Annotated in this window: 14 protein-coding genes and 1 tRNA gene; all 15 read left to right on the top strand. The window is 56.7% G+C overall.

Annotated elements, in window-relative coordinates; all coding sequences use genetic code 11:
• The first annotated feature begins 49 nt into the window (after window positions 1–49).
• The 15 genes from lepA (at window position 50) to rpsO (ending at window position 14,253) form a co-directional block, all read left to right on the top strand.
• Complete coding sequence (gene lepA / locus RRB22_09665) at window positions 50–1,846, top strand: translation elongation factor 4 (protein MDT8384671.1); 1,797 nt, start codon at window positions 50–52, stop codon at window positions 1,844–1,846.
• A 32-nt stretch (window positions 1,847–1,878) separates the two neighbouring features.
• A complete protein-coding gene (lepB, locus tag RRB22_09660) occupies window positions 1,879–2,715 on the top strand; it encodes a signal peptidase I (protein ID MDT8384670.1) in 837 nt (278 codons plus the stop codon).
• A gap of 42 nt (window positions 2,716–2,757) precedes the next feature.
• The gene (locus RRB22_09655; protein ID MDT8384669.1) at window positions 2,758–3,261 is read left to right on the top strand and encodes a DUF4845 domain-containing protein; all 504 of its coding nucleotides are present in this window, start codon (window positions 2,758–2,760) and stop codon (window positions 3,259–3,261) included.
• Window positions 3,262–3,266: 5 nt separating this feature from the next.
• Complete coding sequence (gene rnc, locus RRB22_09650) at window positions 3,267–3,986, top strand: ribonuclease III (protein ID MDT8384668.1); 720 nt, start codon at window positions 3,267–3,269, stop codon at window positions 3,984–3,986.
• A 61-nt stretch (window positions 3,987–4,047) separates the two neighbouring features.
• Entirely contained in the window at window positions 4,048–4,950 is a 903-nt protein-coding gene (era, locus tag RRB22_09645) for a GTPase Era (GenBank protein ID MDT8384667.1), read from the top strand.
• Between the two features lie 3 nt (window positions 4,951–4,953).
• Window positions 4,954–5,733 (top strand): DNA repair protein RecO, encoded by a 780-nt coding sequence (recO, locus tag RRB22_09640; protein ID MDT8384666.1) that lies wholly within the window; start codon window positions 4,954–4,956, stop codon window positions 5,731–5,733.
• A 99-nt stretch (window positions 5,734–5,832) separates the two neighbouring features.
• On the top strand, window positions 5,833–6,588 hold the full coding sequence (gene pdxJ, locus RRB22_09635; protein MDT8384665.1) for a pyridoxine 5'-phosphate synthase: 756 nt from the start codon (window positions 5,833–5,835) through the stop codon (window positions 6,586–6,588).
• Window positions 6,585–6,986, top strand: coding sequence for a holo-ACP synthase (gene acpS / locus RRB22_09630; GenBank protein ID MDT8384664.1), 402 nt, complete (start codon window positions 6,585–6,587; stop codon window positions 6,984–6,986). Before pdxJ ends, acpS begins: the two co-directional genes overlap by 4 nt.
• A 57-nt stretch (window positions 6,987–7,043) precedes the next feature.
• A tRNA-Met gene (locus tag RRB22_09625) sits at window positions 7,044–7,120 on the top strand.
• Between the two features lie 433 nt (window positions 7,121–7,553).
• Window positions 7,554–8,009 carry a ribosome maturation factor RimP gene (gene rimP, locus RRB22_09620; protein MDT8384663.1) on the top strand — a complete coding sequence of 152 codons (456 nt, stop codon included), beginning with the start codon at window positions 7,554–7,556 and terminating at the stop codon, window positions 8,007–8,009.
• Window positions 8,010–8,154: 145 nt separating this feature from the next.
• Window positions 8,155–9,666 (top strand): transcription termination factor NusA, encoded by a 1,512-nt coding sequence (gene nusA, locus RRB22_09615; protein MDT8384662.1) that lies wholly within the window; start codon window positions 8,155–8,157, stop codon window positions 9,664–9,666.
• Window positions 9,667–9,692: 26 nt separating this feature from the next.
• Window positions 9,693–12,194, top strand: a complete 2,502-nt coding sequence (infB, locus tag RRB22_09610) for a translation initiation factor IF-2 (GenBank protein MDT8384661.1) — start codon at window positions 9,693–9,695, stop codon at window positions 12,192–12,194.
• A gap of 165 nt (window positions 12,195–12,359) precedes the next feature.
• On the top strand, window positions 12,360–12,788 hold the full coding sequence (gene rbfA, locus RRB22_09605) for a 30S ribosome-binding factor RbfA (GenBank protein ID MDT8384660.1): 429 nt from the start codon (window positions 12,360–12,362) through the stop codon (window positions 12,786–12,788).
• 116 nt (window positions 12,789–12,904) lie between these two features.
• A complete protein-coding gene (gene truB, locus RRB22_09600; protein ID MDT8384659.1) occupies window positions 12,905–13,825 on the top strand; it encodes a tRNA pseudouridine(55) synthase TruB in 921 nt (306 codons plus the stop codon).
• Window positions 13,826–13,983: 158 nt separating this feature from the next.
• Window positions 13,984–14,253, top strand: coding sequence for a 30S ribosomal protein S15 (gene rpsO / locus RRB22_09595; protein MDT8384658.1), 270 nt, complete (start codon window positions 13,984–13,986; stop codon window positions 14,251–14,253).
• Window positions 14,254–14,385 lie beyond the last annotated feature (132 nt).

Genomic DNA, 14,385 nt, shown 5'->3' with positions numbered 1-14,385 from the left:
ATCAGGCAAATAACTCCCAAGCGCCAGGCGGTATCTTTACATGTCCCAGATGGAAAACATCCGCAATTTTTCCATTATTGCCCATATCGATCACGGAAAATCCACCCTCGCTGACCGCTTCATCCAGATGTGCGGCGGCTTGACCGAGCGCGAAATGTCGGCCCAGGTGCTCGATTCCATGGATATCGAGAAGGAGCGGGGCATCACCATCAAGGCACAGAGCGTCACGCTCTATTACACCGCCCTCAATGGCGAGACCTATCAGCTGAACTTTATCGACACCCCCGGACACGTGGACTTTTCCTATGAGGTCTCGCGCTCTCTGGCGGCCTGTGAGGGCGCGTTGTTGGTGGTGGATGCCTCACAGGGCGTGGAGGCCCAGAGTGTCGCCAACTGTTACACCGCGCTGGAACAGGGTGTGGAAGTGGTGCCGGTGCTGAACAAGATCGACCTGCCCGCGGCCGATCCCGAGCGGGTGATCCACGAGATCGAGGACATCATCGGTGTTGAGGCCAGCAATGCCATCCGGGTCAGCGCCAAGACCGGCCTGGGGGTGGATGAATTACTGGAAGATCTGGTGAAAAGGATTCCCCCGCCGGTGGGGGACCGAAATGCACCCTTGCAGGCACTGATCATCGACTCCTGGTTTGATAATTATCTGGGCGTGGTGTCGCTGGTGCGCATCAAACAGGGGACACTCAAAAAGCGTCAGAAGATACTGGTGATGAGCACGGGCCGTACCCACCTCGTCGATCATGTCGGCGTCTTCAATCCCAAGCGCCAGGAGACGGAAGAATTGCTGGCCGGCGAAGTGGGTTATGTGATCGCGGGCATCAAGGAGATCGCCGGTGCACCGGTGGGCGATACGCTCACCCTGACCGATAATCCCGCGGCGGCCCCGTTGCCGGGCTTCAAGGCGGTGCAGCCGCAGGTGTATGCCGGGCTTTTTCCCATCAGCGCCGAGGATTATGAAGACCTGCGCGATGCGCTGGGCAAACTGAACCTGAACGATGCGGCCCTGTTTTACGAGCCGGAAACCTCGCAGGCCCTGGGGCTGGGCTTTCGCTGCGGCTTCCTCGGCATGTTGCACATGGAGATCGTCCAGGAACGGCTGGAGCGGGAATACGACCTTGAATTGATCAGCACCTCGCCCACGGTGGTCTACGAGGTACTCACTACCAACGGTGAAATCATCAAGGTCGACAATCCCTCAAAGCTGCCTGAACTGGGCAGGATTGCCGAGATTCGCGAGCCCATTATCGTCGCCAATATTCTGGTGCCGCAGGATTACATCGGCAACGTCATCGGCCTGTGTATCGAAAAGCGCGGCGTACAGCGTAAGATGCTGTACATCGGCAGGCAGGTGTCGCTGGAATATGAGATGCCGATGAACGAAGTAGTGATGGATTTTTTCGATCGCCTGAAATCGGTGAGTCGTGGTTATGCCTCGCTGGATTATCATTTCATACGCTTCCAGGCGGCGGACCTGGTGCGCCTGGATTTGCTGATCAACAGTGAGCGGGTGGATGCGCTATCGGTAATCGTGCACCGGGATCAGGCCCAGTATCGCGGCCGGGAGCTGGCCGAGAAGCTGCGGGAGATCATTCCCCGGCAGATGTTTGACGTGGCGATACAGGCCGCAATTGGCGCGCACATCGTGGCGCGATCCAATGTCAAGGCGCTGCGAAAGAACGTCACCGCAAAATGTTATGGCGGCGACGTCTCGCGCAAACGCAAGCTGTTGGAGAAGCAGAAGGCGGGTAAAAAGCGCATGAAGCAGGTCGGCTCGGTGGAGATTCCGCAGGAGGCCTTTATGGCGATCCTGCAGGTGGGCAAAAGCAAGTAGCGAGACATTAATCGAATGGGAAACAAAAACTGATGGATTTTAACTTTCCGGCCATTATGGTCAGTGCGGTATTTATTACGGGCCTTATCTGGCTGCTGGATGTCTATGTTTTGGCGCCGAAGCGGCGGGCGGCCGCCAATGCCCTGTCGGCACAGGGCGAGGGCGGCACTCATGCGCTGTCCGATGTCAGGGAGAAGCTGCTCAAAGAGCCGGTGCTGGTGGAGTATGCGCGCTCACTATTTCCGGTGATCCTTGCGGTTCTGGTGCTGCGCTCCTTCCTGGTGGAGCCGTTCCGGATTCCATCCGGCTCGATGATGCCAACCCTGCTGGTCGGCGATTTCATCCTGGTCAATAAATTTGCCTATGGCGTTCGTTTGCCGGTGATCAACCGCAAGATCATCGATGTTGGCGAACCCGAGCGTGGCGATGTGATGGTGTTTCGTTACCCCAAAGAGCCGTCCATTGATTACATTAAACGCGTCATCGGCCTGCCCGGCGACAGGGTCGCCTATTACAAAAAGCAGCTCTTCATTAATGGCCAGCCGGCAACGCAACAGCGGCAGGAGAGTTATGCGGGAGTGGGCGCCGGTGTCTCCATGTCAGGTACCCAGTTGCTGAAAGAAGACCTGCTGGGCGTGCAACACGATATCCTGGTTGACGATGGCAAGGGTTCGCTGGAAGGCGAGTTTACTGTGCCGCAAGGGCAGTACTTCGTCATGGGTGACAACCGCGACAACAGTAATGACAGCCGCTACTGGGGTTTTGTCCCGGAAGAGAATCTGGTGGGTAAGGCCTTTTTGGTGTGGATGAACTGGGATTCACAGGCGGATGGTATTGCCTGGGAGCGTCTGGGCAACAGTATTCATTAGCCTTGCTGCGGATGCCCGGGTGGTTTTCGCCTAATCCGCTCTATGTCAGCATTAAAATCTTGTGAATATGTGGAATTTGCAGGGCAGGACGCATATTCTTGTGGTCAGTTAACCGTACGTGGTGGAGCCATGAAAATGAAAAATATGATTCGACAGTCCCGGCAAAATCTTCAGGGCCAGAGCCGCCGCCATCAACAGGGTATGACCGGTATCTCCCTGGCGCTGATCCTGGTTATGGTCGCCTTTATTGCGATGTTACTTATCCGCCTGTTCCCTATTTACATTGAACACTTCAGCGTAACCTCGCACCTGAAGAGTCTATCGAATGAAAGCGGCGCCGCCGCGAAGACAAATGCAGAGATTATCACCACGCTGCGCAAACGGTTTGAAATTGATGATGTTAAAAACGTCACTGACGAGCATATTTTTATTGAGCGGGAAAAGGGTGGTCTGGTTACCGTGGTGGTGGAATATGAGGTGCGTACTCCCGCGATATCCAATGTCGACATGGTGGTCAGCTTTAGCGATGAGATTGAATTGAAGTGAGACTAATGGGGTTTCCGTCACGTGAAAAAAATGATGGCCAGCTTGATCAATTGCAGCGAGCGCTGGCTTATCAATTCAGGGATGTCTCACTTTTAGCTCAGGCCCTTACGCATCGCAGTAAGGGCTCGATAAATAATGAACGGCTGGAATTTCTGGGCGATTCGATCCTGGGTTTTGTCGCCGCCGATCTGCTGTATTCCCGGTTCCAGGAGTCGCCCGAAGGGCATCTGAGCCGTTTTCGCGCATCCCTGGTCAAGAAAGAGACGCTGGCGGAACTGGCGCGTGAGTTTGCGCTGGGGGATTATTTGCGCCTGGGCTCGGGCGAATTGAAGAGCGGCGGTTTCCGCAGAGATTCGATCCTGGCCGACGCAATGGAAGCCATTTTCGGTGCGATGTATCTCGATGGCGGCCTGGAAGACGTGCGCATACTTATCGAGCGCTGTCTGTCAACGCGACTGGAAAACCTCTCGGCGGAGGCGGATCTGAAAGACCCCAAGACACGTCTGCAGGAATATCTACAATCCCGGCGTCTGGATCTGCCGGAATACACGGTGACCGAAACCCACGGCGATGCGCACGAGCAGGAATTTGAAGTGCAGTGTACCGTCAGCGGGCTGAAGCAGCCGGTCAAAGGTGAAGGTTCCAGCCGCCGCAAGGCAGAGCAGACCGCCGCACAATTGGCGCTGAAGCTTTTGCTGAAGGGTAAGGGCGATTCTACGAATTAGTCGCGCTGCTACCGATGCCGCGCGCACAGAAGAAAGCATTCACATAATGACTGAAAATACTATGACGGAAGAATCCACCCACCACAGCGGTTATGTCGCCATTGTCGGTCGCCCCAATGTGGGCAAATCGACCCTGTTGAACCGTATCCTGGGTCAGAAGATCAGCATCACGGCGAATCGGCCACAGACCACCCGGCATCGTATTCTGGGGGTGAAAACCACTGCCGATAATCAGGTGGTTTATGTGGATACGCCGGGCTTGCATCTCGGCGGCAAACGGGCGATCAATCGTTACATGAATCGCACCGCATCCGGCAGCATGATGGATGTGGATGCGATCATCTTTGTGGTCGATCGCACCGTGTGGACCGAGGAAGATGAGCATGTGCTGGAAAAACTGAAGCAGGCCACCGTGCCCATTTTTCTGGTCATTAACAAGGTCGATACGGTAAAGGAAAAAGATGTCCTGTTGCCGCATTTGACCATGCTGTCCGAAAAACACCGGTTTTATCAGATGATTCCTGTTTCCGCAAAGCTGGGTGATGGGGTACAGCAGCTGGAAACCGAAATCGAACATGTGTTGCCGGTGTCCGAGCGGTTCTTTCCGGTCGATCAGGTGACGGATCGTAGCGAACGGTTCATGGCATCGGAATTTGTGCGTGAAAAACTGGTGCGTTCCCTGACCCAGGAATTGCCCTATTCCACCACGGTCGAAATCGAGAAGTTCATCCTGGAACAGGGCGTGCGGCATATTCACGCCATCATCTGGGTGGAGCGTGAGGGACAAAAAGGCATCATCATTGGCAAGCAGGGGCAACAGCTCAAACGCATCGGTGAATTGGCGCGCAAGGATATGGAGCGCGCCTTCGATGGAAAGGTCTTTTTGCAGTTATGGGTGAAAGTGCGTACTGGCTGGGCGGATGATGAGCGTGCCCTGCGCAGCCTCGGTTATCAGGACGAGTAAAAGATGACGCGGCAACGGGTCTTGTTGCAGCCCGCCTATGTTTTACATCAGCGTGCCTACCGCGACACCAGCGCCATACTTGAACTGTTTACCCCCGAGCACGGGCGGGTGGGTGTTATCGCCAGAGGCGTGCGAGGTAAAAAACCGCGCTGGCCGGCGCTGTTGCAGGGTTTTCAGCCCCTGCTGGTATCGTGGCTTCCGGGCGGTGAGCTCGGTTTGTTAATCACCGCGGAGGCGCAGGGGGCGGCGTTGACCATTAGCCCGCCGTTTATCGCCAGCGGTTTTTACCTCAACGAGATTCTTTTACGCTTGTTACAGCGCCACGATGCCCAGCTGGAATTGTTTGGCTGCTATGACGCGGCCCTGCGCGAGCTGGCCGCGCTGGGGACGACTGCCGAGTCGTCGGCCGTGGAAATATGCCTGCGACGCTTTGAGATGCGCCTGCTGGCGGCCCTGGGCTACGGCCTGGTGCTTGACCAGGATGTCCACAGCGCAGTGCCGGTGCAGGCGCAACAGCAGTATCGCTATTACCTGGAGCAGGGGCCGGTGTTGGCGGAGACTGATGACGGCAATCTGGATCCGTTCGGGATCCCCGTTTCCGGCCAGGCCCTGTTGGCCATGCAGGCGGATGACTGGTCGGCTGATACGACTCGCCGGGCGGCAAAACACCTGTTGCGCGCCGTGCTGGGGCATTATCTTGGCTCAAAGCCCCTGGCGAGCCGTCAGCTGATGCGGCAGAGCGCGCAGCTGACGCAGCGGGCGCAGCAGCGTAAAGATCTGTAACGAGAGCCTGGGGCCGCACGAGAGCGCACTGAAAGGCCGCCCGCGCAGCCGCCGATGGATTAATTGACCGAAGACGTGATTCACAGAGGAACCTGTCCCATGACGCCCCCATCATCGCCGACGCCCCCCATCTTGCTGGGCGTCAATATCGACCACATCGCCACCCTGCGACAGGCGCGCGGCACCCGCTATCCCGACCCGATTCAGGCGGCCATTGAGGCCGAACAGGCCGGCGCCGATGCCATCACCCTGCACCTGCGTGAAGATCGTCGTCACATCCAGGATCGCGATGTGGAGCTGCTGAGCGAGATTCTACAGACCCGCATGAACCTGGAAATGGCGGTCACCGACGAAATGCTGGCCATCGCCGCCCGTATCCGGCCGGCGGAGTGCTGTCTGGTGCCGGAGCGGCGCGAGGAGCTCACCACCGAGGGCGGCCTGGATGTGATCGGACAACCGGGGCGCATACGCGACGCCTGCACCCGGCTGGCCGAGGCGCAGGTGCGGGTTTCGCTGTTTATCGACGCCGATCCGGCCCAGATCGATGCCGCTGCCGACGCGGGCGCGCCGGTCATCGAGATCCATACCGGGCATTTTGCCGATGCCGGGACCGAGGCACAGCGTGCGATCGAACTCGCCAGGGTGGCGCGTGCGGTGGCGCACGGCATCGGTCTGGGCCTGCAGGTCAATGCCGGCCACGGGCTGCACTATCACAATGTGCAGGCGCTGGCCGCGATAGCGGGCATTCGTGAGCTGAATATCGGCCACGCGATCATCGCGCGGGCGCTGTTTACGGGCCTGCAACCGGCGGTGCGCGAAATGAAACAGCTGATGCGGGCGGCGCAAGGCCGGTGATTTTCGGCATCGGCACCGATATCGTGCGCATTCCGCGCATGGCCGAGAGCCTCGACCGGTACGGAGAGCGCTTTGCCGCGCGCATTCTCATGGCGGCCGAAATGGCGGGGTTTCGGGAGGCGGCACAGCCGGCCCCGTTTCTCGCCAAACGGTTTGCGGCCAAGGAGGCCGCCGCCAAGGCCCTGGGAACGGGGTTTCGGGACGGGCTCAGGCTGCGGGATATTGGCGTGCACAGTGACGCCCTGGGCAAGCCGGGGCTGGTGTTTTCCGACCGGGCAGAGCAGCTGCTGCGCAATCGGGGGGTCGGGGCCGCGCACCTGAGCCTGGCGGACGAATCGGAATACGCCATCGCCTATGTGGTATTCGAGAGAGCGGCCTCGGGTGATGGGCATCGGTAACTATTTGCCGAAGGGCTTGTATTTTTTGCCAAATTGCGTAGAATGCGCTGCCTCGGGTGCGGGGTGGAGCAGTCCGGTAGCTCGTCGGGCTCATAACCCGAAGGTCGCAGGTTCAAATCCTGTCCCCGCTACCAATCCGTGAACGCTGGCAGTGAGTTTGCAGCGAATAGGTTGAGTGATTCCGCAAGGAGTCAGCAATTTTGACTAACGTGCGTGACTGAGGTTTTCGGTCCAGCATACAAAGGCCACGGTATTCGTGGTTTTTTTTTAACTTTTTTTGGCCAATTCTGCGATCAAGGCTCGTGTCATATTCCGCTAGTGGGAGTGCACGCAGTGCAGTTGAGGCAACGGAGCATCCTGGTATACAGGCCGTCGGGCGCGATCATTGCGCTTAAAAGTGGTTGATGAGACGGTGGGCCTTGGGCCCTTTTTTTGTTTCTGGGAAAAGTGTTTCTGGGAAAGCTGGATGCTGGATGGATGTCGTCGGGCCTCGCGTGGTGCGATTGACGATCGGTTCAGACAGATGAATTTTTGGGAAGGCCGTGTTTGCCTTTCGTGGAGCAGAACGTGCGACAGGTACCGGGTCATATACAGGCAGTTATCGCGCCGGTGGTTGAATCACTGGGGTGTGAGTTGGTCGGTATCGAATATGGACGGCAGGGCAGAAATGGCCTGCTGCGTATCTATATCGATAAAGAGGGTGGCGTCGGCGTGCAGGATTGCCAGCGCGTCAGCCACCAGTTAAGCGGTGTGCTGGATGTGGAAGACGTGATCAAGGAGCAATACCAGCTGGAGGTATCCTCTCCCGGCCTTGATCGACCGCTGTTTACGCTGCAGCATTTTGAACGTTTTGCCGGCCACAAGGTCCGCTTGACCCTGGTGTCGCCCATCAACGGCCAGCGTAAATTTAAAGGTACTATCGAAGGTGTTGAAGAGGGTCAGGTCATCGTGAATATCGGTGAGAACGAGCTGGTGCTGGCCCTGAATGCCATCGATAAGGCGAATTTAATCGCCGATTTGTAGCAGGTTTTTGAATCACCGCTGGTTGCGCTTAATCGCTAACTGGCAAAAATAGTAATTGAACGAAACAATATAAATAAACGAAACATTAGAGACAGTAACTGAAACACCCAGGGCGTATTGCCACGGGTCTGTGAGGCAGACAGCGATGAACAGCAAAGAAATCTTGATGGTTGTAGACGCCGTGTCGAACGAGAAGGGACTCGACAGGGAAACGATATTTACTGCCATTGAAGCAGCATTGGCCACCGCCAGCAAAAAGCTCAACGACAGAGACATTGATGTGCGCGTCGCGATTGATCGCAAGACCGGGGAATACACCGCCTTTCGCATCTGGGAAGTTCTTGATGATGATTCCGAGGAGTTCGAAGATCCCGATACGCAGATCAAACTGAGCTACGCGCGCAAAATAAACCCTGAGATCCAGGTGGGTGAGTTCATCGAAGAACCGATGGAAGCGGCAGCCTTTGGCCGTATCGCAGCCCAGGCCGCAAAGCAGGTGATCGTACAGAAGGTACGGGATGCCGAGCGCGCGCGCGTGGTGGATAACTTCCGTGATCGTATCGGCGAGCTGGTGATGGGCGTGGTCAAGCGCCTGGACAAGGGCAATCTTATTCTTGATCTTGGCGAAAATGTCGAGGCCCTGGTGACCCGTGACATGATGATCCCCCGCGAGGCGGTCCGCCCCGGTGATCGTCTGCGCGGCTATCTGCAGGATGTGCGTGCAGAAATGCGCGGCCCGCAATTGTTTGTGAGCCGCACCGCGCCGCAATTGTTGATTGAACTGTTTAAACTGGAAATTCCCGAGGTGGGTGAGGGCCTGATCGATATCGTTGGCGCGGCGCGGGATCCGGGTTCGCGCGCCAAGATCGCCGTTAAATCCAATGACCCACGTATCGACCCTGTGGGTGCCTGCGTGGGTATGCGTGGATCACGTGTGCGTGCGGTCTCCAATGAGCTTGCCGATGAGCGCGTTGATATTATCCTTTGGGATGAAAATCCGGCCCAGTTTGTGATCAATGCCATGTCGCCTGCGGAAGTCGTATCCGTTGTGGTTGATGAAGAAAAGCACGTGATGGACATCGCCGTGGATGAAGAGCAGCTGTCACAGGCGATCGGTCGCGGTGGACAAAATGTGCGCCTGGCGAGCGAATTGACCGGTTGGACGATCAACGTGATGTCCGATGTGCAGTTGTCTGAAAAGAATGAACAGGAAGGCCAGGCCGCACAGCAGCTGTTTATGGCGCAGCTGGATGTGGACGAAGAATTTGCAAATATCCTGGTACAGGAAGGTTTTACCAGTATCGAAGAGATTGCCTATGTGCCGCTGGAAGAAATGATGGCCATCGAAGAGTTTGACGAAGATACCGTCATGGAGCTGCGCAACCGATCCAAGGATGTGTTGCTGACCAAGGCGCTGGTGCAGGAAGAGGCGCTGGATGAAAAGAAACCGGCGGATGATTTGCTGAATATGGAAGGCATGGATCAGCATCTGGCCTTTGTATTGGCGAGTCGCGATGTCATCACCATGGAAGACCTGGCTGAGCAGTCGGTTGATGAGTTGATGGATATTGAAGGAATGGATGAAGAGCGGGCAGGTAAGCTGATCATGACTGCGCGTGAACCCTGGTTCGCGGATGATGCGGCCACAGGCGAGTAACGGGATTCAAGGCATTGGGGGAAGTTATGTCAGGCGTAAGCGTAAAACAATTAGCCGAAGTTCTTAACGTCACAGTAGAGCGTCTACTGAGTCAGTTGGATAAGGCCGGCATGTCCTTCGAAACTGGTGACCAGACCGTTAGCGATGAAGAAAAAATGAAGCTGCTGGATTTTCTTCGTGATACACACGGCGGTGAAGCAAAATCCGATGAGCCGAAGAAAATCACCCTTCGGCGCAAGACCGTTTCCGAGCTGAAACAGCCTGGTGGTTCTGGACGTACGGCCACTCGTGGCAAGACTGTTAATGTGGAAGTGCGAAAAAAACGCACCTACATGAAACGCAGCGAGGTGGTTTCTGAAGAAGCCGATCGCCTCAAGGCGGAAACCGACAAGATCGCGCAGACCCGGGTCGATGAAGAAAAGCTTGCGGAGGCAGAACGCAAACGACGCGCCGATGCCCTGGAAGCCAAAGAGCGTGAAGAGCTTGAGCGCAAGGCAGAAGCAGAAGCCAAGAAACAACAGGAAGAGGCGCGTCTGAAAGAGGTGGCTATTGCTGCTGTTGCCCCTCCAGCCGAGGAGAAGGCGGCGGACAAGCGCGGCGCGAAACGTGAGCGGCCGGAAAAAGTTAAGGATGAAAAGCCGACCAAGTACGGTCGCAAAGAACTGCATGTTACGGCCGGAAAAACGGGGCGGCGTAAGAAAAAGACACGAACCGCCTATGGCGCAGTGTCTTCTGCGCCGACCGAGCATGGGTTTGAAAAACCGATGGCTCCCGTTGTGCGTGATGTCTCTCTGCCCGAGACGATTACTGTCGGCGAGCTGGCGCAGAAGATGGCAGTCAAGGCCGCCGAAGTCATCAAGGTGATGATGGGCATGGGCACCATGGTGACCATTAACCAGGTACTGGATCAGGAAACCGCGAGCATCGTGGTGGAAGAGATGGGGCATCGGGCGATATTGGTGAGTGATAATGCCCTCGAGCAAAGCCTGGCCAAACCAGAGCATGAGGAAGGTGAGCAGATTACCCGCGCGCCCGCCGTGACCATTATGGGTCACGTTGATCATGGTAAAACCTCGCTGCTCGACTATATCCGCAAGGCCAAAGTGGCGGCGGGCGAGGCCGGTGGTATCACCCAGCACATCGGCGCCTATCACGTTGAAACCGGACGCGGCCCGATTACCTTCCTCGATACGCCCGGACATGCGGCATTTACCGCGATGCGTGCGCGTGGTGCGAAAGCGACCGACATTGTGGTGCTGGTGGTTGCCGCGGACGATGGTGTGATGCCGCAAACCAAAGAGGCAATCATGCATGCCAAGGCTGCTGAAGTGCCGATGATCGTTGCGATCAACAAAATTGATAAAGAGCAGGCCCAGCCGGATCGTGTCAAACAGGAATTAGTGGCTGCCGAAGTGGTGCCCGAAGACTGGGGTGGTGATACCCAGTTTATTCATGTTTCTGCGCACACCGGTGAAGGCGTTGACGAGTTGCTGGAGGCGATTATCCTGCAGGCGGAAGTGCTTGAGCTTAAGGCGGTGACTGATGCGCCGGCACGGGGCGTGGTGATTGAATCACGGCTTGATAAAGGACGCGGTGTGGTGGCTACGGTATTGGTGCAGAGCGGTACCTTGCGCAAGGGCGACATTGTGCTTGCCGGCCAGGAGTATGGTCGTGTGCGAGCCTTGATGGATGAAAACGGCAAGGTGACAACCGAAGCGGGTCCGTCCATTCCGGTGGAGATTCTGGGTCTGTCCGGTACCCCAAGTGCCGGTGATGAGGTGATGGTGATCGCTGATGAACGCAAGGCGCGTGAAGTGGCGCTGTTCCGTCAAGGCAAGTTCCGCGATGTGAAGCTTGCGCGCCAGCAAAAGGCCAAGCTGGAAAACATGTTCTCCCAGATGGAAGAAGGCGAAGTCAACACCCTTAACCTGGTGGTGAAGGCGGATGTGCAGGGTTCTGTTGAGGCCTTGAGTGATGCGCTGACCAGTTTGTCGACCGATGAGGTGCGCGTGAAGATTGTCGCCAGCGGCGTGGGCGGCATTAACGAATCTGACGTCAATCTGGCGGTCGCATCGTCGGCGGTGATGATCGGTTTCAACGTGCGTGCGGATGCCTCCTCAAAACGCCTGATCGAAGAGGAAGGTATCGATCTTCATTATTACAGCGTGATTTATGACGCGATCGATGAGGTGAGAAACTCCCTCACTGGCATGCTGGCGCCACAGTTCAAGGAACAGATCGTTGGTCTGGCCGAGGTGCGTGATGTATTCCGCTCACCCAAACTGGGCGCGATTGCCGGTTGTATGGTCACTGAAGGTGTAGTGAAGCGTAACAACCCGATCCGCGTGTTGCGTGACAATGTTGTGATCTACGAAGGCGAGCTCGAATCACTGCGTCGCTTCAAGGATGACGTGAACGAGGTACGTTCGGGCACGGAGTGTGGTATCGGCGTGAAGAACTACAATGACGTGAAGCCTGGCGATCAGATTGAAGTCTTCGAGCAGGTGCAGGTTAAACGGACCTTGTGATGCAAGCGTACCGCGCCTGTTCGCGGTACGTATTCATAGGCCTTCAGAGATCGTGGTAGGGCGTACTGTTGGTGGGCCATTGTTGTGCCGCAGCGGCGCAACACCTGCTGGCCAATAAAAGTTGAGAAACTCTGGTTGAGGAATAATCGTTGAGAAGGTACGAGCATGGCAAAAGAGTTTAGCCGTACCCGCAGGGTGGCGGATCAGATTCAGCGCCATATGGCCGAGCTCATTCAGATGGAGCTGGGCGATCCGCGTGTCGGTATGGTGACCATCACCGGCGTGGATGTGACCCACGAATTTGAACGTGCCCGTGTCTATTTCACCGTGCTGGGCAGCTCTCTGGGTGAAAAGGCGCATCCGGATAAGCCGGCGGTTGAAAATGAGCAGGCCAGGATAACCGCCGATGTGCTCAACAAGGCCGCGGGGTATCTGCGCACGGCGCTGGCCCGCCGCCTAAAATTGCGCACCACTCCGCAGCTAGTTTTCATCTACGATTCTTCAATGGAACATGGCAACCGCTTGACCGATCTGATTAACAGCGCTGCGGCGAGCGATTCCGCCAACAGTGATGCGGATGATTCCGGTCAATAGCTCCGACTGCTTTCCTGGCCATTCATCGGCCGTCATCCCGCACCATCGTAGTCATCCTTGGTCTTTTATTCTGATCGTGCGCACCGGCGCATATCAATCAGTAGTGGAGTTTTAACGTGGCACGAAGACGTAACCGTGGCCGGCAGGTGGATGGCGTACTGCTATTGGATAAACCCACCGGCATCACTTCCAATGCGGCCCTGCAGAGGGTCAAGCGACTCTTTAATGCCAACAAGGCCGGCCACACCGGTAGCCTCGATCCCTTGGCCTCCGGCATGTTGCCGATCTGTCTGGGTGAGGCGACCAAGATTTCCGGCTTTCTGTTGTCGGCGGACAAGGAATATCGGGCCAGCCTGAGGCTGGGCGTTACCACCGACAGTGCCGATGCCGATGGCGTCGTGGTACAGACCCGGCCCGTGGAGGCCTTTGCGGACTCGCGGCTGCGTGAGGTGCTGGAGAGCTTTCTCGGCCCGATCTCGCAAATCCCCCCCATGCACTCGGCCATCAAGCAGAATGGGCAGCCCCTCTATAAGCTGGCCCATCAGGGCATCGAGGTCGCGCGCGAGCCGCGTGAGGTGACAATCCATTCCCTGGAATTGCTGCGCCACGAAGATGACGCGCTGGATATCGCAGTGCGCTCCTCCAAGGGCACCTATATCCGCACCCTGGCCGCGGATATCGGCGAAATGCTGGGCTGCGGCGCGCATATCACCCTGCTGCGTCGTACCGGTGTAGGCGCCCTGGATGGCCACAAAATGCACAGCCTTGAGTCCCTGGAGGCCCTGGTCGAGCAGTCCGGTGTCAGCGCCCTGGACGCGCTGCTGCTGAGCATGGACGCGACCCTGCCGGACTGGCCGGAGGTGTGCCTCTCTGCCGACGCCAGTTTTTATCTGTGTCAGGGGCAGCCGGTGTTTGTGCCCCAGCTTCAGGCGCGCGGCAGCGTTCGTCTGTACGCGCCTGAGCGGCGTTTCCTCGGACTGGGCACGGTGCTGGATGACGGCAGGGTGGCGCCGAAACGGCTGCTGAAAACCGCCTGACCGGCCGCTGCCGGACGCAGGAAAAGGGCCCATTGGCGTGGTGAATTGACACGGAATAGGGTAAAATCCCGCTCGCTCGGCAGGCTGGACCTAGTAACCGGCTGGCGAGAAAAGCATTTTTTTAAATTTCACTATTTATATTTCACTAGGAGACAATCATGTCTTTAGATGCTGCACAGAAACAGGAAATCACCAAGCAATATGCCCGTGGCGAAGCCGATACCGGTTCCCCTGAAGTTCAGGTCGCGTTGTTGAGCGCGCGTATCAATGATCTGTCGGATCATTTCAAAAGCCACATTCATGACCATCATTCACGCCAGGGCCTGCTGCGCATGGTGAGCCGTCGTCGTAAATTGTTGGACTATCTCAAGAAAAAGAATGTTGAGCGTTATCGCGAGCTGATTGCAAGTCTTGGTTTGCGTCGTTAATTGATGTAACGCTTCGGCTGTCGCGGAGCCCTTGCATACCTGCCAGGGCTCCGATTTCAGGACGCGCCTACTCTATAAAAACAGACAAAAATTCAACGCAATAATTCTTAACGCTGTAATTCCTAAGGAGAA

This window comes from Gammaproteobacteria bacterium, assembly GCA_032250735.1.
Taxonomy (GTDB): domain Bacteria; phylum Pseudomonadota; class Gammaproteobacteria; order SZUA-152; family SZUA-152; genus SZUA-152.
The sequence above is the reverse complement of the archived record's forward strand: the minus strand, read 5'-3'. Positions and strand labels throughout refer to the sequence as shown.

Bases quoted from the DNA above. Each gene is read 5' to 3' on its own strand.
- lepA (MDT8384671.1), top strand. From the start codon at position 50: ATGGAAAACATCCGCAATTTTTCCATTATTGCCCATATCGATCACGGA.
- lepB (MDT8384670.1), top strand. From the start codon at position 1,879: ATGGATTTTAACTTTCCGGCCATTATGGTCAGTGCGGTATTTATTACG.
- RRB22_09655 (MDT8384669.1), top strand. From the start codon at position 2,758: ATGTCAGCATTAAAATCTTGTGAATATGTGGAATTTGCAGGGCAGGAC.
- rnc (MDT8384668.1), top strand. From the start codon at position 3,267: ATGGGGTTTCCGTCACGTGAAAAAAATGATGGCCAGCTTGATCAATTG.
- era (MDT8384667.1), top strand. From the start codon at position 4,048: ATGACGGAAGAATCCACCCACCACAGCGGTTATGTCGCCATTGTCGGT.
- recO (MDT8384666.1), top strand. From the start codon at position 4,954: ATGACGCGGCAACGGGTCTTGTTGCAGCCCGCCTATGTTTTACATCAG.
- pdxJ (MDT8384665.1), top strand. From the start codon at position 5,833: ATGACGCCCCCATCATCGCCGACGCCCCCCATCTTGCTGGGCGTCAAT.
- nusA (MDT8384662.1), top strand. From the start codon at position 8,155: ATGAACAGCAAAGAAATCTTGATGGTTGTAGACGCCGTGTCGAACGAG.
- infB (MDT8384661.1), top strand. From the start codon at position 9,693: ATGTCAGGCGTAAGCGTAAAACAATTAGCCGAAGTTCTTAACGTCACA.
- rbfA (MDT8384660.1), top strand. From the start codon at position 12,360: ATGGCAAAAGAGTTTAGCCGTACCCGCAGGGTGGCGGATCAGATTCAG.
- rpsO (MDT8384658.1), top strand. From the start codon at position 13,984: ATGTCTTTAGATGCTGCACAGAAACAGGAAATCACCAAGCAATATGCC.